At 33.7% G+C, this 20,334-nt stretch carries 19 protein-coding genes; 2 read left to right on the top strand and 17 right to left on the bottom strand.

What is annotated here, in order from left to right:
- Window positions 1-10: 10 nt before the first annotated feature.
- Window positions 11-1,162: an alpha-hydroxy acid oxidase gene (locus ACFTQ7_RS16410; RefSeq protein ID WP_386829972.1), complete on the top strand. Its 1,152-nt coding sequence runs from the start codon at window positions 11-13 to the stop codon at window positions 1,160-1,162.
- A 299-nt stretch (window positions 1,163-1,461) separates the two neighbouring features.
- Here the strand turns inward: ACFTQ7_RS16410 and ACFTQ7_RS16405 are convergent, their stop codons facing one another.
- Together ACFTQ7_RS16405 and ACFTQ7_RS16400 are read right to left on the bottom strand one after the other, a co-directional pair.
- Window positions 1,462-2,661 carry a glycine C-acetyltransferase gene (locus tag ACFTQ7_RS16405; RefSeq protein WP_386829971.1) on the bottom strand — a complete coding sequence of 400 codons (1,200 nt, stop codon included), beginning with the start codon at window positions 2,659-2,661 and terminating at the stop codon, window positions 1,462-1,464.
- A gap of 58 nt (window positions 2,662-2,719) precedes the next feature.
- Window positions 2,720-3,796, bottom strand: a complete 1,077-nt coding sequence (locus tag ACFTQ7_RS16400) for a nucleotide kinase (protein WP_386829970.1) — start codon at window positions 3,794-3,796, stop codon at window positions 2,720-2,722.
- Window positions 3,797-3,962: 166 nt separating this feature from the next.
- On the opposite strand from ACFTQ7_RS16400, the gene ACFTQ7_RS16395 reads away from it, so the two are divergent.
- The gene (locus tag ACFTQ7_RS16395; protein WP_386829969.1) at window positions 3,963-4,130 is read left to right on the top strand and encodes a hypothetical protein; all 168 of its coding nucleotides are present in this window, start codon (window positions 3,963-3,965) and stop codon (window positions 4,128-4,130) included.
- Between the two features lie 224 nt (window positions 4,131-4,354).
- On the opposite strand, the gene ACFTQ7_RS16390 is transcribed toward ACFTQ7_RS16395, so the two are convergent.
- The 15 genes from ACFTQ7_RS16390 to ACFTQ7_RS16320 all read right to left on the bottom strand — a co-directional run bounded on the left by ACFTQ7_RS16390 (window position 4,355) and on the right by ACFTQ7_RS16320 (window position 20,282).
- The gene (locus ACFTQ7_RS16390; protein WP_386829968.1) at window positions 4,355-5,074 is read right to left on the bottom strand and encodes a LytR/AlgR family response regulator transcription factor; all 720 of its coding nucleotides are present in this window, start codon (window positions 5,072-5,074) and stop codon (window positions 4,355-4,357) included.
- Between the two features lie 5 nt (window positions 5,075-5,079).
- Window positions 5,080-6,378: a sensor histidine kinase gene (locus tag ACFTQ7_RS16385; RefSeq protein ID WP_386829967.1), complete on the bottom strand. Its 1,299-nt coding sequence runs from the start codon at window positions 6,376-6,378 to the stop codon at window positions 5,080-5,082.
- Between the two features lie 349 nt (window positions 6,379-6,727).
- Complete coding sequence (locus tag ACFTQ7_RS16380; RefSeq protein WP_386829966.1) at window positions 6,728-7,135, bottom strand: accessory gene regulator B family protein; 408 nt, start codon at window positions 7,133-7,135, stop codon at window positions 6,728-6,730.
- Between the two features lie 159 nt (window positions 7,136-7,294).
- Window positions 7,295-10,399: a type 2 lanthipeptide synthetase LanM family protein gene (locus ACFTQ7_RS16375; RefSeq protein ID WP_386829965.1), complete on the bottom strand. Its 3,105-nt coding sequence runs from the start codon at window positions 10,397-10,399 to the stop codon at window positions 7,295-7,297.
- Between the two features lie 134 nt (window positions 10,400-10,533).
- Window positions 10,534-10,788 (bottom strand): mersacidin family lantibiotic, encoded by a 255-nt coding sequence (locus tag ACFTQ7_RS16370; RefSeq protein WP_386829964.1) that lies wholly within the window; start codon window positions 10,786-10,788, stop codon window positions 10,534-10,536.
- 196 nt (window positions 10,789-10,984) lie between these two features.
- Window positions 10,985-11,161, bottom strand: a complete 177-nt coding sequence (locus ACFTQ7_RS16365) for a hypothetical protein (RefSeq protein ID WP_386829963.1) — start codon at window positions 11,159-11,161, stop codon at window positions 10,985-10,987.
- Window positions 11,162-11,172: 11 nt separating this feature from the next.
- Window positions 11,173-12,378: an ABC transporter permease gene (locus tag ACFTQ7_RS16360; protein WP_386829962.1), complete on the bottom strand. Its 1,206-nt coding sequence runs from the start codon at window positions 12,376-12,378 to the stop codon at window positions 11,173-11,175.
- Window positions 12,379-13,266, bottom strand: coding sequence for an ABC transporter ATP-binding protein (locus ACFTQ7_RS16355; RefSeq protein WP_386829961.1), 888 nt, complete (start codon window positions 13,264-13,266; stop codon window positions 12,379-12,381).
- A 91-nt stretch (window positions 13,267-13,357) separates the two neighbouring features.
- Window positions 13,358-14,710, bottom strand: coding sequence for a S8 family serine peptidase (locus ACFTQ7_RS16350; RefSeq protein ID WP_386829960.1), 1,353 nt, complete (start codon window positions 14,708-14,710; stop codon window positions 13,358-13,360).
- The gene (locus ACFTQ7_RS16345; RefSeq protein WP_386829959.1) at window positions 14,691-16,844 is read right to left on the bottom strand and encodes a peptidase domain-containing ABC transporter; all 2,154 of its coding nucleotides are present in this window, start codon (window positions 16,842-16,844) and stop codon (window positions 14,691-14,693) included. Before ACFTQ7_RS16345 ends, ACFTQ7_RS16350 begins: the two co-directional genes overlap by 20 nt.
- A 15-nt stretch (window positions 16,845-16,859) precedes the next feature.
- Window positions 16,860-17,096: a response regulator transcription factor gene (locus ACFTQ7_RS16340; RefSeq protein ID WP_386829958.1), complete on the bottom strand. Its 237-nt coding sequence runs from the start codon at window positions 17,094-17,096 to the stop codon at window positions 16,860-16,862.
- 316 nt (window positions 17,097-17,412) lie between these two features.
- Window positions 17,413-17,772, bottom strand: coding sequence for a hypothetical protein (locus ACFTQ7_RS16335; protein WP_386829957.1), 360 nt, complete (start codon window positions 17,770-17,772; stop codon window positions 17,413-17,415).
- Between the two features lie 415 nt (window positions 17,773-18,187).
- Window positions 18,188-18,682 (bottom strand): Cys-tRNA(Pro) deacylase, encoded by a 495-nt coding sequence (gene ybaK, locus ACFTQ7_RS16330; RefSeq protein WP_386829956.1) that lies wholly within the window; start codon window positions 18,680-18,682, stop codon window positions 18,188-18,190.
- 24 nt (window positions 18,683-18,706) lie between these two features.
- A complete protein-coding gene (locus ACFTQ7_RS16325; protein ID WP_386829955.1) occupies window positions 18,707-19,411 on the bottom strand; it encodes a hypothetical protein in 705 nt (234 codons plus the stop codon).
- A 307-nt stretch (window positions 19,412-19,718) separates the two neighbouring features.
- Window positions 19,719-20,282, bottom strand: a complete 564-nt coding sequence (locus ACFTQ7_RS16320; RefSeq protein WP_386829954.1) for a VanZ family protein — start codon at window positions 20,280-20,282, stop codon at window positions 19,719-19,721.
- Window positions 20,283-20,334 lie beyond the last annotated feature (52 nt).

The following is a 20,334-nucleotide window of genomic DNA, read 5'->3' as shown; positions in this document are numbered from 1 at the left end:
GAGGATTACGATGACAAAAACAACACATGGTGATCTACTGTTAAAAAATATAAATGCACAAGTCCCCTTCCCTATTTGCTTTGCAGATTTAGAAAAGGCTGTTGCAGAAAAGATGGAAGCTGGTTCGTTTGGCTACATTCGTTCAGGTGCTGGGGGTGAACAAACATTACGAAATAACCGTGCCGCCTTTGAAAAATACTCTATTATTCCACGCTTTTTACAGGATGTTTCAAGTATTGATACATCGATTGAGCTGTTCGGAAAAGTACATCCAACTCCGCTCTTATTTGCTCCTGTTGGCATGAACAAAATGGCACATGACGAGGGAGAGCTTGCCGTGGCACGTGCGGCTGATCAGTTAAAAATTCCTTATATTCAAAGTACAGTTTCAAGCTATGCACTTGAAGATGTGGCACAAACAGCCCCTACTGCTACTAAATGGTTTCAATTATATTGGTCAACAAATGAGGAAATTGCATATAGCATGGCCGCCCGAGCCGAGGCTGCTGGTTTTGAGGCTATTGTTTTAACTGTAGATACCGTCATGCTTGGCTGGCGTGAAGAAGATGTTCGCAATCAATTTTCACCTTTAAAACTTGGGTATGCTCGAGGAAACTATATGAATGATCCTGTTTTTACTGCTTCTTTACCAGATGATTCATTCGAGTCATATGTACAGGGCGTTTTGCAAAATGTGTTCCATCCTACATTAAATTGGGAGAATGTACGTGAATTAAAGCGCCGTTCTAATCTCCCTATTTTACTGAAGGGAATCTTACATCCTGAAGACGCAAAACTAGCTATTGAAAACGGCATTGACGGTATTATCGTATCAAACCACGGTGGTCGCCAATTGGATGGCGTAATTGGTTCACTCGATGCCCTTCCTGATATTGTGAAAGCTGTAAAAGGACGATTTCCTGTTATTTTAGATAGCGGTGTGTATCGCGGTATGGATGCTCTTAAGGCACTCGCTTTAGGAGCAGATGCTGTTGCCATTGGTCGTCCCTACGTCTACGGACTAGCATTAGATGGGCAGCAAGGAGTCGAAAAAGTAATGACGAATTTATATGATGAATTAAAAGTTTCCATCGCTTTAGCGGGGGCAATATCAATAAAAGGACTACGTGATATCACATTAGTGAAAAAAGATGGAGCGTAAATAAAGCTTCCGGCAGTTTGAGATGGAGATAAAAGATTTATCGGAATAAATTTGTGTTTTATCGGAACAATTTTGTGATTTGTCGGAACAATTACAGATTTTATCGGAATGTTTCACCGATTTATCGGAACATTAATATAAATTGAGGCTGGGACAAAAAAGAAAAAATGTTAGACCGATTGTATTGGTCTAACATTTTTTTGATTTAGGAAGGAATACTCTAATCATCGAAGCGAAAAAGTTATTATCTATTTTCGCTATTTTTCAAAATAATCGAGTTCTGTCCCAGCCTCAATTTTTTATTGAATTACGCCTAGCTCACGGCCGACTTTTTCATAGATTGCTAGAGCGTCGTCCAGCATTTCTTTTGTATGTGCCGCTGTAGGCATGTTACGAACACGTCCTGTGCCTTTTGGAACCGTTGGGAAAACGATTGATTTAGCATAGACGCCCTCTTCAAATAAACGACGTGAAAATTCCTGCGTAAGCTTTTCATCACCAATAATACATGGTGTGATTGGCGTTTCAGATTCACCGATATTAAAGCCTAGCTTAGCAAGACCCGCTTTTAGATAATCGCCATTTTCCCAAAGCTTATCGTGAAGCTCTGTTGAGTCAATCAGCATTTGCACTGCCGCTGTAATCGCAGCAACATCACCTGGTGGTAATGCTGTTGAGAATAAAAATGGACGAGAACGCACTTTCAGCCAGTCAATTAAATTTTTCTTACCTGCTACATATCCACCAACAACACCAATTGCTTTAGAAAGTGTACCAATTTGGAAGTCGATTTCTTTTTCTAAACCGAAATGCTTCACAGTACCCTTTCCTTTACCTGTTACACCTGAACCGTGTGCATCATCAACATACGTTATTAAATCAAACTCTTTCGCAATCTCAACGATTTCTGGTAATTTTGCAATATCACCATCCATTGAGAATACGCCATCAGTAATGACCATGACTTTATTATATAAGCCTGATTCTTTCGCTTCCTTTGCTTTCGCACGTAAATCATCCATGTCAGAGTGATTATAGGCAATGATTTTCGCACGTGATAAACGACAGCCATCGATAATCGAAGCATGATTTAATTGGTCTGAAAGAATCGCATCATTTTTATCCATAACAGCTGAAATAGCTGCCATATTACAGTTAAAACCAGATTGATAAGAGATCGCTGCCTCTGTTCCTTTAAACTCAGCAAGCTTTTCCTCTAATTTTACGTGTAAATCAAGTGTACCGTTAATCGTACGGACTGCTCCAGCCCCCACACCGTATGTCTCAATTGTTTCTTTGGCAATACGCTTTAAATCTTCATTCGTTGCTAAGCCAAGATAGTTGTTTGAGGATAGATTAATTAGATTTTTGCCACGTACCTGAATAATCGGTCCGTTTGCTCCCTCTACTGGATCAATTTCGTTGTATAAGCCTTGATTGCGTAAGGCTTGTAGGTTTTCATCTAAAAATGCATTCAATACTTTTGACAAGCGTATCATCCTTTCCTAGGAACACTATTCTAGTTCCTAGTGTAGCACAAGCATGCTATTAGAAAAATTACTTTGTTAATCTTTCGAATAGTGGGGCAGTTTTTTCTCGCCAAAGAGATGATGATATACAATTATCTATTAATCGACGCACTGTATACTCTGCTTCCGCATAACGTTTCGAATAACCCATTGCATCTTGCATTGCTTCTTTATAATTTGCTCGAATATCTTCAATTTGCGCCTCTGCTTTCTGTGAAATTGCGCAATGTTTCCCTATATCGAAAATTTCATCCCCTAGTCTGCCGTCCTCTGGATCAAAGATATGAGGATCCGTACTATCAAAGATGCAGAAATTTAATTCCGGGATAAGAACCATATCAACAGAGTTTGCATCCAACCCACACCAAATAATTTGCGCATCGAGCCCTCTCGCATTCGCTTCGTCTGCCAAACCTTTCATTAACGAAGATTTACCTGTACCCGGCTTTCCTTTGATCATCAATCTCCGAGATACATTTTTCGTTATACTATCTACTGTATTTTCGGCCCCCCTCGGTGTTAATGTTCCGAGTAAGCGATGCGTGCGCACACCTGTTTTGTTTAAGACCATCGATTGGAAAACATCTGCCTTTAAATTTTCAACCTGGTCATTTAATGCCTCCCAGTTCATACAGCTCTGTGTGACTACTTCCCAATCATCATGAATCTTTATAGCTTTAGTAAGAGACGAAATACACTTCACACGCCATGACTCTCGTTCCGTCATCGTATTAGCAAGCTGTTCGCCAACCTTTTCAAGCTGAACTTCTTCTAAACAATCATAAAATGACATCACCCGATGCTTTGTGCCAAGAAAAGTGGGTTCAATCCCCCACTCCGATGACCATACAAATAATCGATTACAGCCTTGAACGTATACTGCCTCTACAACATTCTCCAGCAAAGCATGCTTAAACCACTCCACCGCAAAGCCTTGTTTCACATAAAAATAACCTAGCTCTTTAATAAGCTCTGATCCTTTAAACGTAGGCGCACCTTGCAAAATATAAACTAATTCTGCCTCATCCATCAGTTCTTTATATAAATGTTTAATTCCTTGCCCAGTCAGTGCGTGCCCATAATAATAGGTCACATTTCCGTTCAATAACGCTCCCCCTTTATCTTATGCCTTGCATTATATGAAGGAACATTTTAAAAAATGAAGAGCTACTTTTATTTTTTATAAATAAAAGTAGCTTCCTATTTAATAGAATTAGTTAAAACAGGAATATCCAAAATGAAATCGAATGTTTAAGTTTGGAGGGAGATGTATGATAAAAAAAGTTGGGATTGTTTTGTTTGCAATTGGTATAGTAATGATTTTTATAGGTATGCCTTATTTATTGGGTTATTCAACAAATGAATTTTTAAAGTATCCTTTATATTTAGGTTTGTTAGTAACGGTTATATTTGCTCCTACTCCAGCAAAAAGAAAGTAATGTTCTTGAATTACTGGTAAGTATCTTAGCCGAGCAGCCTTCACTCTGCCTAAACACTTCTTCCACTTGGAAGAGTATATTACGCTTCATGAAAGCTTCATGATATATCATTAATAACCAACTTAACGCACTTCATTATAAGGACTCAATAGAGGGTGAAAAAAATATGGCCTTCTCTTTTTAGCAACAACATTCACTAAAAGAGAAGGCTACGAATTTTGCTCTTACTTCATTAAACCTTTAATCAGTCGAGCTGAGACATAACAAACTTCACCATTATCTAAAAAAATAATTCTTTCCTTTGAATCGATATTTTTAATTTTGCTTCTATTTACAATAAATGATTTGTGACAGCGATAAAAATCTTCATGTAAATCTTCATAATCCTTCAATCGACCGTAAAATTCAAGATGTTCATTTTCTAAATGTAAGATAATTTTATGTGAGCCTGGGGAAGCTTCAAAAAAATAAACATTTTGAAAATCAATATTATGAGTACGTCCTGTTGTTTTGATTTGAAATTTTTGAACGTTATCTTGTTCCCCTATTTTTAAATAACGTCGATGCGCTTCTTTCAAAGTAGATAATAATTTATCCTTTAAAATATCTGGATTATCTTTAATTATAAAATCTAACGCAGCTAGTTTGTAAATAAATGTGAGATAACTCATTTCTGCATGTGTTGTAATATACACTAGATTGGCAATAGGGTCTTTTTCTCGAATCTTACTACCTAATGAGATACCTGTAATTTCATGACTTAGGTCAATATCAAAAAAATAGCAATCAGCTTTACCATTTTCTAAGAATGATAGAACCTCTTCAGGATTTGTAGTGGCAAGCACAATTTTCATCCCATTGTCCTCTATCATAGCGTAGTTTTCGATTGTTTTTTTTACTCTCTCTAATTGAACGATATCATCTTCACAAATAACAATATCCATCTTATCTACTCCTTTTGAAACTCAACTTCTTGAATAAAATAAGGAGAACTAATTTTTGTGTTCAAATTGACGTTATGTAAATCATTTGTCATTTGACGTAAATAAGCTAAGCCTAGACCTCGATTTTCTCCTTTTGTTGAAAAGCCTTCTTGATAAATTTCATGTACCTTTATAGCTATTTTCTTATCAAATGTGTTACTCACAACTAATAAGATCACCTCATCTATACGTATAAACGCCATGCGGACTTCGCCATTTTCAACTCCTCGTGCAGCTTCAATTGCATTATCTAGAAGAATGCCGACCATGCGATTCAAAACAATTGGGTCTACATCAATATCAGTAATCTCCTCAACAATTTCAATGTAAAACGGTACATGATGTGATTGGGCTTGTAAAATTTTCGTTGTTACTAACCCTTTCAAACTATTTATTTTCAAGTTATTTAGCATCATCATCGCTTGCCGATTTAATTGTTGTTCATCATGATTCGCTTCTAAAATATGATCATAGAAGTATGTATGTAGACCTTCGTAATTTTTATCATCAATAAATGTACGCAATGTAGACAAAATATTAATATAATCATGTTTAAACTTGCGCATATCTTGGTTAATTTGTTCAATTGATGCAACATAGGATTCGAAGTTTTTCATTTCTTGTTCACGTTGCTTCATTTTATATTGTTTAAATGCTAAATATAGAACGACAAATATACTAATTGAGAGTAATACAAAATAAATTAAGAACATCGCTAAATTATTTTGAACACTCTCATAAAAATTATCATGGTCAATTGCCATGATATTGATGTACATAAAAACGACTGTAGCAACACCAAGGAATACGGAAATATACGAAACAAAGCTATAGAATACCCAGCGACTGATTAAATATTTCACAATTTTTTTGTAACAAAAAGCAAATGTTATACCAAATACTATATAAAAAAAGAAATAACTAATTAATGATAGGTACTCATTCCCTATCCCATTAAACAAACGAAAAGTCAGTATATTAGAAATATTGTCGCCGATTACTAAAAAAATCAGTGCCATAAACACATGAAGAATGCTCATAATAACTTTTGTTTCTCGATAAATCATGATTGCTAATACTGATAAATAATACAAAATGGATATCGGTCCAAAAAAAGGGAATAATATAAAGGTTGGTAAAAATATAACAAATAAAATGATTAAAAATTGTTTTTTGGACCAATATAAGTCTAGTACATATGTGCCGAAGAATAATAACATTGAAAACTGAACAATGGCCATTAGTATAAATTCAATCGATAGCACGTCTATTCCGCACTTCCTTTAATAAATTTGAACTACATAGCCATTATATATTAAAATTCTGTATTTTTCATTTCTTCTGTCAATTCTATTTCATCCATCCTGCACACATCATATTAATACTGCTCTCCGCAATTCCAATAAATACTGCTGCACTAAACACTGCAAGAGATTTTAAATACTTTTTCATTTCATTTCCTCCTTTGATTTTAACCATGAATATATAATAATCAATGTTTCAATTAACATACCTGCTACTATAAATTTAGAAATTACTATGGGTAATACTATAATTGCTATGCTAGTTATCAAAAATCTTGTATACATTTTTTTTCGTAAATAATTTATATGCCTAGCACTTCTTATTTTGTTTTTTTTGTGAACCAATAGGCGCTAATAATGTAAGGACCCCAACACAAACTAAAAAAATGCCCCAAATAATAATTAAAGAAAAATTATTAATATGAAAGAAATATGTAAAACTGAGAAATAAAATAGTACTTGTTACTAAACATGTTTTAAAAGAAGTACAATGTATTCCAAAAGCTACTTGTCGAAAATAGAAAAATCCAATATGAACTATAGCTAATTGCCATGCTATTCCTAGAATAAAAGCAAGTAAGTAAATAATAACGAACTTCTTAAAATCCATAAGAAAAATACGTAATCCATGAATTAATTTAATTTCATCAAGCTCTGAAATATCTACAATTTTTTTATACTGGCCTAGTATTGTTTGTTCTTTTAACGTGTATACCATATTATCCCTCCCTGTTCTAATTTTATTTTAATAAACTAAAACAGAATATTCACATTCTTCCCACAGAATGCCATTTTTCTGTAATATACGTATTACTTTTGAAATATTTTTTCCCTGAACGTATTATTTTTCATCTTCAACGTAAAGAAGCCTTGGAAATTAATCCAAAGCTTCTGCTAATCCTAGAGTTAAAATTGAAGGTACCTCATCTGGGTTATTCATTCTTAATAGTTGATAACCAATTCCAGCTACGCCATTAAACAACCCTTTTGCCTCAAAGTCAAATACATTTTCTACTCCATAACTAGATTTCTCAAAAATATTGTTTAAACTTTCATTCACTAAAGATAAAGCTTTATCTTTCAATTGATCATCTTCTAATTTCTGACCGGCTAACAAGTACAATTCACTATCGCCTAAATTACCATCTTTTAAAGAATTGTTTTGTTTTTTCGCTTGTGCTTCTAACACGGTGAACGCATTTTGGATCACATCCGTATATTTTTTGTTATCATTTAATACATGAACGATTCCTATGCCTGTCGTTCCGTGTGTCCAAGCATGCTTGTATTGTAGATCTTTGGATCTTAAATCTTTCCAACCTTTACCTTGAACAAATAACTCTTTTTCGTACTCTAAAGCTTCATGTGAAAATTCAATTAAACTTTGATCGTTTAAGGCTTTTCCAGCAGCATATAAAGCTAATCCAATCCCAGAAGTTCCGTGTGATAGACCGCCTAATCTTGTATTTACATGCCTATTTATCCATACTCTTTTACCATCTTTTATATCAGAATTAGATAGTAAATGTTGAACGTATACCTTGATAATTTCTTTGTAAATTTCCTCTTTAGTTTCCTCATATAACGTCGATGCCAAACTAATAATCCCAGCTGAACCACTTAAAAAGTCTAATTCTGCATCATTTTTTACTTCTTCTAGGATCTTAGATTGAATTTTTTTAATCTTTTCTTCATATTTTGGATTTGGATCGTTTTCCTTCATTTTGTGTAGTGTGTACAATAAAGAACATTCTCCGAAAAATGCTGAAATTAATCCTTGTGGTTGTTTAAATGTTTGGAATGCTGACTCAATAGCTGCCTGGGCTACAACTTTATATTTTTCCTGCTTTGTTTCTTTATAAAGCTGTGAAAAGAATAAAGCTATTCCCGCCAAACCATCATATAAATTTATACTCATTGGCATGACATTCCAACCATTCTCATCACTTTGGATAGTCAACCATGATACTGTCTTTTTATCTTCAGACCAAGTTGCTTCTTCAATTAAAGAATCTCCTATTTGACATGCAAACTCTTTCAACGAAGGTTTTGTTGCACTAGATTGAATTAAAGTTGTCTCTGTTTCTTCCTCAGTTTTTACTTCTTGTGCATCCATTCCTATAGCGAGGATAAGCCATCTTTTTTGATCTTGAATTTCTTTTTCAGATAAGTTGCTAATTTTTTCAGTCACTATTTCTAGCCCTGTTTTCTTAAAGAAATTTGGAATACTCTTATCGTGACTCGTATATAGATTTTTGCTATTAACTGTTGTGTAGAAATATGGAATATCTCTTTGTAATAAGTCTTTTAATTCATGAGGTATTACTCGACTATCTTTAAATGGATATAGCCATAGACGTTCAAACATTTGCTCTAACACTACTGCTTTTCCTGAATAATCAGGATGTGTCGCCTCCATTAAAAAATTAGCATAATGTTGCGTAGCTCTTAAGATTATTCTAATTTTGCTATTTGCAAATTTTTGAATAGGTCCTTCAATCAAATGCTTCTTGAACTTTAAAATGAATTGCATAATTTGTTCGTATCCATCGACAACCTGAGATAAATAAGCACGAGCATCTACTTTTTGACCATTTAAGTATGGAATGTTTTTAGCTCCTGTTGTATAACCTTCTTTCAGCTTAAAGACCATTTCATCGGTATTTGCTTGATCTATTTGCAATACTTGGAACGGCAACTTCTGGCTTTCTCCATTTAAAGCACTTAAATCGATACCTTTACCATCTGCATTTTGGAATAATGACTGAGGCAATAACCCTGTTCCTATTACAGATTCACTTTGAGTATACTTCAACTTAACTTCAGCTGTATCCGGGAAATCTAGTTTTGGATACTGGTGGAAAATAGTCTCTAAATCAATTAGATATGGATATTGTCCGTTAGCAATGATATTTTCATAATGCATATCTGCACCGCTAATCATGTGCATTAATCCTACGAGTTGTCCAAAACGTGTGTAATATTTCTTTACTTCTTCTTCTGAATCACATGGTTTTTGAATAATACATTCTTCAAATCCATATTCTCCATAATCTAATACTTTATAAGTTGGCAAGCTAATATTAAAATTATGTTTATTAATCCAAAGAATCAATTCATTATATTTTTCAACAATGTCTAAAGATTTTGGCTTATACATAATAGATTTTTCATTTGAATAATTTAGCTTAGCAACGGTTTGTCCTTTTTGATGGGTATCTCCTAATCCAATTTCAATATTCAATAATTTTGCATCTGTTAAATCAAACTTCCTATTTAAATCTATCCAGCTTTCATTTACTCTTTTGAATAAAGATGAAATATTATTAACAAAAAATTCGGTGCGTTCTATACAAGCTCTTGTTAATAATGGATACTCATCATAAAATCCATACAAATGTTCTAAATTTCTAACATTTTTAATAATAAATGATTCGAATCTTTCCTCAGATGTTTCTCCTTCTAAGTTTTCTCGTAACTTCTCAATTTGTAACTCTAATGTAGCCGTTTTTGAAATAAGACCTACCAGCTCTGTTGCAATAGCATCAGCTAGGGATTGTTTGATGTTTTTCCAGTCGTATCGATCTAGTGTTAGTTCCATTTTAATAACTTCTTCGATTTGATTAATAGCATATAGAACAAAAGGATAAATGAATTCTACTAAAACTGGCCTTTCTAATTCATGCTGCAATTCGCTATATAACTTTGCACCTTCTTCTATCATATTTAAGTTTAACTTCTGAGTAATGTAATTTTTAAATGCATCATTAGAATCGACATTAACAATATTCAAAAATTCTTCTTTATTATATCCCTCTACCTCTAATCTTTTTTCGAATAGTGATGGTTTATTTGTGTATACAGCTGGAGCCCATTCGTTTTTAAATATATTTGATTGCTCAATTTTATCTATCAATGAACGCTTTTCAGATGTGTAAATTGTTGCTTGAAATTTATCAGTGTTAATCATTTGTTTTAACAATGGAATCACTCTCTTTCATAATTTTATAAAAATAATCACGACCTACTTATCTGTTTTATTAAATAGGCCCTGATTATTTTTAAAGCGAGGAGTAAAACCCCGCTTTAAAAATATCTGTATTTATAGCTAAGAGATTAGCAAATTTTCAAATTGTATGATGTTGGTGATCCTGGAAATGTTGGAAGTGTTGGAAATGGCCCAGTTATACAATATATCGTTGTTTCTGGTTTTACATCTGATGCACCTTGAATTTGTGCTAATTCTTCTTCTGTTAATTCACCAAAACTTTTACCTGATGGATGAACTGGTACACTGTTGAACTTTTCACGTACTTCTGGATTCTTCCACGCTGCGATAATGTCTTCTTTTGTTACGTTTGTGTTTGTCATATTCATACCTCCTTTGTTTTTTTGTTCTTCATTGTTTCTTACAAAACTAACTTTAAATCATTCGAAAAATTATTTGCACTTCGCAAAATTGCACAATTTTTAAAATTTAGATTTTTTGTTTTTTATAGGTTCTTTTATACAAAATAAAAAAGTCTTCTCAAAAACTTAATAAGTTTTTGAGAAGACCTGTTTAAATTTAAGAAATATATGGATTGGATCGATGAATTGGTGTCACTGCCTCATATAAATGCTCATTAGACATATACGATGAAGCACCGTGTACCATTTTCAACTCTTCTACTGACATTTTCTTCATATTTTCATTACTCGCATTTATTTTATGTGATTTATTTCGAAAAATACTAAATTTCATAATAACTCCTCCTATCGGTTAAATTGAATTAGTTGTTTAAATGTTAAGCTATCTGATTTTAAAACGCCTTTTGGATAGATTTTCGCTGCTATTGCTGCAAATAGAGCAATAAACGAAATCATGACGAATAGGGAAACAACAATTTCGACTGGTGAAATCGTGTTATAGACAATACGGATTATTACACTCATTGGCGCTGTAAATGGAATATAAGAAGTTATATTCGTCATCATTCCTTCTGGAGAATCCGTCACAAAGAGCAATTCTACTGTTAAACTTGCCATTAATAAAATCACAATTGGCATCGTTGCGCCAGATAAATCATCTGGGCGACTTACCATGGATCCGACAATCGCAAACAAAGTTGCATAGATAAAATATCCAATGGTACAGAAAATAAGAATATACCCTGCTGTTCCCCATGTAATAGTTTCCATCACAGTTTGTACAACCGAGCCTTCAGGAACTTCAAAAATACCTACGTTTGCCCATAATAAAAGGGCACCTATAAAAATAAATAATTGTGTTAAACTAGCTAAACCAATGCCTAAAATTTTCCCGTACATCATAGGGACTGGCGCAACTTTTGTAATCATGACTTCCATGACACGTGAAGATTTTTCAGATGCAATCGCTGTTGCAACGTTGGTACCGTATACTGAAATAGAAAAGAACATAATAGTTATTAAACCGTAAATAATAATCCACGCATTTGGTTCTGTTTCATATAATGGTTGAACACTGCTTTGGAGTGGTGTATTCAATGCTTGAAGGACATTTGTATCAACCGATTGTGTAGCAACAATTGACGCTACTTTCTTTTGTTCAATATAAGATTCTAACGTGAGTAACACTTCATTGTTTACTTTTGGCATATAGATATCCAATTGCATCATATTCGCCTGTTCTTCTAATACAAAGAATCCTGTTAATTCCTCTGCTTTGATATCTTCTTTTAGATCTTCTATATTTGCATTGTCTACTATTTTCCAGCTTCCACCTAACCCTGTTAACTCTTTTTCAGATGGTTCTAAAGATGTTTGATTGACGATTTTATACGTTTCATCTGGGCTGTTCTTAGTAAAGACTTTCATGATTGTTGGTGAGACAAAGAGAAGTAAACTTAGTGCTACCAAACCAATCGTAATATATAAATATGCCTTTGTTTTAACAGCCTCTTTAAAAACGGTGTTAAATACAATACTAAAATTTCGCATTTATGCTCCTCCTGTCCGTTCAATAAAGATTTCATGTAAACTTGGTTCTTTTAATGAAACTCCTTGTAACTCAAACTTTTCATCCACTTCCCGAATCGTTTGATGAATTTTTTCATTTCGTGAAATACGCAATTTATAACGATTGTTTTCTTGTGTAAATTTGTATTGTTTCGAAGCCAAGTAATCTTTAATGTTAGATGTGGTATCTAACTCTAGGTAACGATAATCATAAGATTTTTTCACATTTGCTAACTGGTCTGAAACGATTAAATTCCCGTCTTTTAAAATACAAATTTGGCTACAAAACGATTCAACTTGCTCCATTTGGTGACTACAGAATATAATCGTTTTCTTTTGAGTGATTAATTCTTTTACAACGCTTTTTAACATATCCGCATTGACTGGGTCTAACCCACTGAACGGTTCATCTAATATGATAAACTCCGGATCATGTATAATTGCTGTAATTAATTGCACTTTTTGCTGATTCCCTTTAGATAATTGTTCTGTACGCTTCTTCGCTGCATAGGAAATTTCAAGCTTCTCTAGCCATTTGATAGCCTCTCTTTTAGCCTCATTTTTTCTCATTCCCTCTAACATACCAAAATAAATAATTTGATCTAAAACATTCATTTTCGCATAAAGGCCGCGTTCTTCTGGTAGATAGCCAATTTTCAAGTTTTTCTTGGAGAAAGGTTTCCCTTTCCATAAAATTTGGCCACTATCTTTTGGAATTAACTCTAACATCATTCGAATAGTAGTTGTTTTTCCAGCGCCATTTCGACCTAGCATACCTAGAATTTGGCCTTCTTCTAGCTGGATGGAAATATTATTCACTGCTTTTTTATCACCAAAGCTTTTATTTAAATTTTCGATTTTAAATGTCATAAAGCACCTCTCCTAATTAACCATTTTTACGATAGCAATAACAACGATTCCAATAATTACTCCACCTAAAAGACTTAAAAATTTCTTCATATTATTTTTCCTCCTTAATTGCTTTTAAAGATCCATAAGCATTTACAATTCCTGCACCTACTTCGTTTCTAGGAGCACTTACTTTGCTTACACCTTCATATAAATATTTTTTAATCTGATTAACACTAGGTTTTTTATTATAATTTTCTTGATATTCCGCAATAATTAACGCTGCAACTGCACTTACTTTAGGAGCAGCTAAACTTGTTCCTATCATGAATTCATAACCATGCTCAAAACCTGCATATTGACTTAATTCAGACTGTGGTATGTTTAAAGGATATGTTGTAATAGTCATTGCTTCTAACTTAATATTCCCTAACGTTTTATAATCTTCACCATAATCTCCTGCTGGCGCTGCAATATTTACTTGAGGGCCAAAGTTCGAATAGAATGCTAATTGATCTAAATTATTAGTTGCTGAGACTGTCACAACATCAGATAATCCACCACCTGGTAAATGTATCTGTACATCATTCGGTTCTCCGAGTTGCTCAGATAAATCTTTAGGATTACTCATGTTATAGCCATCTGTACCAGCAGAAGCAATAATAATACTACCTTCATTAATAGCGAATTTTGCAGCTCGTTGATACGCTTTAATAACAGCTTGATCCTCTTTATTTTTCAACGATTTATATGTTCCTAAACTCAGGTTAATAACATCCATATCATCTTTGGCTGCTTCTACAATTGCCTCTATAATCCACATAGAATCTGCAACATCTGTATGAAATACCTTATATGGTACTAGCCCTACATTCGGTGCTATACCCTGTAAATTACCATTGGCGGCAATTATACCGGCAACCATCGTTCCATGCCCTAAATAATCTTGTGTTGTCGTAATGCCAGGTACAAAGCTTTTTCCAGGATCAACAATATTTGAAGCTAAATCGGGGTGATTAAAATCTATACCACTATCTACTACCGCCACTTTTACAGTATGATTTCCTTTTTCAATCCCATAACTTGCCCCATTATTGGTAACACGATTGATATCCCATCTCCAAGAATCGTAAAGTGAAGCTGTTTTTTCTTTTATAGCTTGAGGGACCATTGCTGTTTTTGTTTCAACTTCTATTACTTGTTCTGGTCCACTCCATTCAATAAATGAATCATATTTATCTAATGCGTGATTACTTGTGTCTCCCTCGACACTAAGCATTTGGATTTCTTCAATAAAATTGTATTCTAAAGATTTTTTTTCTAATGTCTTTATGATTTCCTCAATAGGAGCACTATCTTTTAAACCGTATAATTGGGTTTCTTCTGCTGCTTTCGTTTCCTCTTGTGATGTTATAAAAAGTAATCCTAATGATAAAAGTAAACATTTAAACGACCATTTCTTCATTTTTTCCCTCCTCTAATTGTTGAGTTGTATAAAGACGATAATAAAATCCTTTTTTATTTAGTAACTCTTGATGATTTCCAATTTCTACGACTTCGCCTTTATCCATAACGATAATCCGATCCACATCTCTTATAGTACTTAAACGGTGTGCAATTAAAATTTGAGTGGAATCTAAAGTTTTCAAATAATCTGTTATTTTCTTTTCTGAAACAGTATCTAATGCACTTGTAGCCTCGTCTAAAATTAATATTGATGGATCTTGAGCGAGAGCACGAGCTAAAATCATCCGTTGTCGCTGTCCGCCTGAGAAGTTTATTCCGAATTCGGAAACTGTAGTATGATAGTTTAACGGAAGCTTCATAATTTCTTCATGAATGTTTGCCCTATATGCAGCTACCACAGCCTCTTCTAAAGGCATATCTTCCTTAGCTAAAGCTATATTTTCATAAATAGTTTTATTAAATAGTCGGGCTTCTTGAAAAACTACCCCCATATTTTGTCTAAGTTGTCCTAATTCATATTCATTTATAGACTTTTGATCAACATAAACGTCTCCTTCGGTAGGCTTATAAAGACCCAATAAAATCTTTACTAATGTACTTTTTCCTGAACCAGATGAACCTACTATTGCGAGTCGTTCACCGGGGTTAACTTTAAAAGAAATATTTTTTAGAGAGTGTTCACTAAAGAAATTATGTTTATAGGAAACGTTTTTTAATTCAATTTCTCCTTTGAGGGACAGATTTTTTTGAACTTCACCTTGCTTTTCTTCTGTTCCGGTGATCACATCATATAATTTTTGAATATACGTTCCTAAATATATAAGTTCACCATAACTATTTCCTAAAGAGATAATTGGAGCAATAAATGCTGTAGATAAAGCATTAAACGCTAAGACCATCCCAAGTGACATACTGCCATTTATCAACGCTTTCCCACTTAACCAAAGAAGTAAGACAGGCAATATAAATTGCAAAGCAGTAGCTATCGTATTAATAAACATTGTCCAAATAGATCGACGTTCCGCATACTTTATTTGCTTTTTAAATACTTTATGCCATTGTTCATAGACACTTTTCTCCATGCCCATTACCTTAACGTCACCAATACCATTCAAACTTTCTGAAAGAATACCTTGAACTCTTGCCTGATGAGAAACTTCTTTTTCCGCTAATTTTCGTGATATCTTGGTACTCGATATTAATGTTACGAAAATAAGAATACCTAAAGATAAAACCACACCCATTAGTTTCAGTGAATACGAGGCCATCATTACAAGATAGGAAATTAATAAAACAACATCAATAAAAACTGTAATTACTTTGGTTGATAATATCTGCCTAATATAAACATTCGAATTTGCCCTAAATAGTAATTCACCAGTAGAACGGTTTTCAAAAAATGAATATGTTAATTTCATTAATTTACTTACAAAGTCTGTCATTAAAGATTTATCTACTGCTGTTTGTAATTTAGCAATTAATATTCCTCGCAATCCTGAGAAAACGAAATAACCGCTAAATAATAGAAGAACGCCGTATCCTACTAAAGACAATAAATTTTGATCTTTCGGAACAAATAGCGTATCTGTCATCCATTGAATAAGCCATGGAACACCTAAAGCTACAACTTGAGCTATAAGTGATGTAAAAACAATTGCTGCCACTAATTTTTTACTTTTTAAAATATAGTTTAAGAAATAACGAACATGTGAAGTACCTTTTCTTAATTGGAAATCCTCATTAGGACTCAAGGTTAAAGCAATCCCTGAATATTTACTTTCGAACTCCTTAAACGTTATACTCTTTCTTCCCTGAGCCGGATCAACAATAATTGCTTTTCTATTATTGATGCGCTCTAATACAACGTAATGTTTATTTTCCCAGTGCAAAATAGCTGGTAATTTTATATTTTTCAAATCCTCGGCGATAACTCTGTAACCTTCTGTATTGAGGTTATAACTCTCTGCAATCTTAGTAATTTGATACAGAGAGGTCCCTCCTTTAGAAACTCCATAAATTTCTCGAAGTTCAGAAAGAGATATACAATGACCATAGTAATTAAGTAACATCGCTAACGAGGCTAAACCACATTCACTATGATGCATTTGTTCAATATACGGAATTTTTCTCATATGTGCCCCTTCCTTCTAGATAACAACCTCCACATTATCCCAATTAGTATTTAACACCACTAAACCTTTTTGATATGCTAAAATACCAATTTGAACTCTAGATTGAATATTTAGCTTTTGCTTAATTGACGCTATTATTTCTCCCACTCTTCTGCGACTAATAAATAACGTTTTTGAAATTTCAACATCTTTTAGTCCTTGTGCTACTAAAGCTGCTACTTCAGATTCTCTTTGACTTACTTCAACTTTCATTCCTTCATAACACCTTCTTACTTAGTTTTTTCACCGATAGATTGGTGTTCATTTTAAAAACTTTCGCTTAGTCAATATCTTTGCATTTTCAATTTGTAATTATTTTCTGTTCAAATGCTTTAACGATGGATTCTATATAATTTGGTACTTTAAAATGAGTATTAATTCGGTAAAGTGATTGATCAATTTCTTCAGCCGATAGCTCTTGTGTACGTTGGATAAATTCAAATGAGTGTCCTACCGCTAACTCTTTTAGAATCTTTTTATCTACCTCCCTTAAAGAGACATCTGGTATATCAGGTATATTACCTCCAAATTATTCCAGTAATATTAAAAATTCGTCAAGACTTGTATTTTTAGTAACACTAGTCCACCTTTTTTCATCTTTTAGGTGATGGTAGACCTCACCCATCCTTGAATCCACAAGTAACATGATGTCTATTTCTGGACACTTTAATTTCTTCAAACTATCAATTGTCATTGTAAAATGTTGATTAGTTGCTTCCACTACTACAATATCAAGGCATTGCTCTTTAATTTTTTTCATCAAGGTTTGATCAAATATAGGAGTTTGAATTTGATAAGTATCTACTTGCCAAGTTGAACGCCTATCACGAATAGCTATTTGTAATGCTTCAATAAATAAAGTAGAAGTTGAAACAATTAACACTTTCAAAACATCCCCCCCTTTCCGTCTGAGAATTACCTTAACTACACTATACTTTTGTTTTTCTTTTTATTGTTTAAGTGCTCTCCAAAACTAATTAATTGCACATTATTGTTCTTTTTTAATAAAAAAATACGTTCATGCAATCATGAACGTATACTTTCTTATTTACAGGAGATCCCATATGCGTTTTTACAATGTAAAGGAAAAGCATTCAGACTATCGAGATTGAACGGATATAAAGGGCTTTTCCGACTTAGCCGAGCAATTTACCGAGCTACCCGAACGAACTCTTTGCTTACCTGAACATTTTGCCAAGTAACCTAAGTGTTTCTTCCACATCGCCAAGCGGATTAACCATAAACCAAGCAATCTTTTTCTACTGTCACTACTTAAAAAACCAATAAAAAAACTACCCAACATATCATGCTTGGGTAGTGGTAATTGGTGCGAGCTTTGCCTTTGTTGCAGCAACTAAATCATCTAGTTGTAGGTGGACTTGCATGCCGATTTTTCCGGCACTCACAATAATCTTTCCTTGCTCTTGAGCTGACGCATCAATGACAGTAGGATAAAGCTTCTTCATGCCGACTGGAGAGCATCCACCTCGTACATAGCCTGTATAGCCGAGTAACTCCTTAACCGGAAGCATGTCGATTTTCTTCTCTCCTACAACCTTTGCAGCAGCTTTTAAATCAAGCTCTTCTGCTACAGGAATAACAAATACAAAAAGCTTTTGTGCACTTGCCTTTGCTACTAATGTTTTGAAAACCTGAGAAACCGGGTGACCAATTTTTTCAGCAACCGAAATTCCGTCAACTTGGCCGTCACCTGTTTCATATTCAATTACTTCGAACTGAATTTTTTGTTGTTCCAATAATCTTATAGCATTCGTTTTCGCATGCTTTGCCTTAGCCATATTAAAAAACTCCCATCTGCAGCATTAGGCTATCATGGAGAACATAGAGTCATTTCCTGGTAGATAGCCATCTTTCGCCATTTGAATATGAGTGGTATATTTTTCAGAAGCATATTTAAATGTTCGCGCCTTATATGCCTCTGCATAACTCTTACCGAAAATTGTATCTGCAAATGGATCCAATTTCAATTCCTTCGAAAAACGTTCAGGTACTTTAACTTCAATTACTTCACGTACAAAAGCAGGCTGACTGTCGTCTAGTTCACTTTCATCTAGCTCTTGACCATTTTGTATTTGAGCATTTGCACTCGCCGCTACACGTAAATCCTGTGGTGATGGCTGCGAGGGGGCTAGCGCTGTATTCCTCACCTGATCTAATATTTGTAACGTCTCCACATCTACATGCTCTAGCTGTGAATACGCAAGAGCTTCAGCTTTTTGCGTTTGCTCATGAGCGAGCACATTCTTTTTCGTTTGTTGCAAATCTTGAATGATCGCTTGTTGTTGAGGCGTGACTTCTTTAGATTCCTCTTTTTGTTGTTCATAGAGTTCTTGATCTGTATGCCCTAAAAGTAAATTTTCTAGCTCAAGCAATAATGGATTTTTCTTTGGTGGAAAATACATTGCATTTTTTCGATATGCATCACCTGCTTGTTTTCGCTGTAAAATCTTTTTACGATTATAGTGTGATGACAGTCTTTCTTGTTCTATTAAACTTGATAGTTTCATATGATTCACCTCGGCTTTCTTATTTAATATGCGAGTTAAAAAATAGATATGATAATTTCTTCTCTGAATAGTTTCTGTACCTTAATTATCGGAATTTTCTTTATCAAATTCAAGAGCAAATTAATACTAAGCTCCTAACGAAATAATTCGCTTTCGACAAAATAGGTACAAAAACCTATAGTTAAATTTATTTTTTCGTTCATTTATTACTGCAATATATAATTTCAATAAAAATTATTACTGTTATTACTTTATAAATGGTGTTAATTCACCACTAAAAAAACAGCCCTTTAGCAAGGACTGTTTTCTATCTATCTTTTTTAGGTTTAATAAGTATACTTTTATAGGCTAGATAGCCAAGCCATGCTCCTAGCGTATTTAAAATTAAATCATCTATATCTGCTGAGCCAACCGTAAAAATAAACTGGATAGTTTCTACCGCTAGGCTTGAGATAAAGCCTATACAAATAACGATCCAAGCTTTGCGGCACTTTTTTGATAATAGTGGTAGTAAAAAGCCCATTGGGGTAAATATTAATAAATTGCCGAGTAAATTAATAATAATGATATCAACATTAAAATACTGAGCGTAATTTATATAGCGAAGAATTGTATCAAAGGGAATAAAATTTGTCGTTAATCGCCAGTTACTATAATCAAACAGCCCTAATTCACCAAGAGAATATTCACCATTGAACAACATAACGACCACATTCACTAGACGATCAATGACTAGTTTATAAAAAGCTATTACAGAATAGATACAAAAAAAGATCCACCCTGCTATCTTTATCGGTAAATAATATGTATCTATTAATGAACGATAAGGTAACGGTAGCTTGGCTCCACTATGTATACTATTTTTTGTCATGCCTATACCACCTACTTCCCTATATCCTCACATAATTTTAATATTCCCTGCT

The organism is Lysinibacillus sp. NPDC056959 (genome assembly GCF_042674095.1).
Classification (GTDB): Bacteria; Bacillota; Bacilli; order Bacillales_A; family Planococcaceae; genus Lysinibacillus; species Lysinibacillus zambalensis.
The sequence above is the reverse complement of the archived record's forward strand: the minus strand, read 5'-3'. Positions and strand labels throughout refer to the sequence as shown.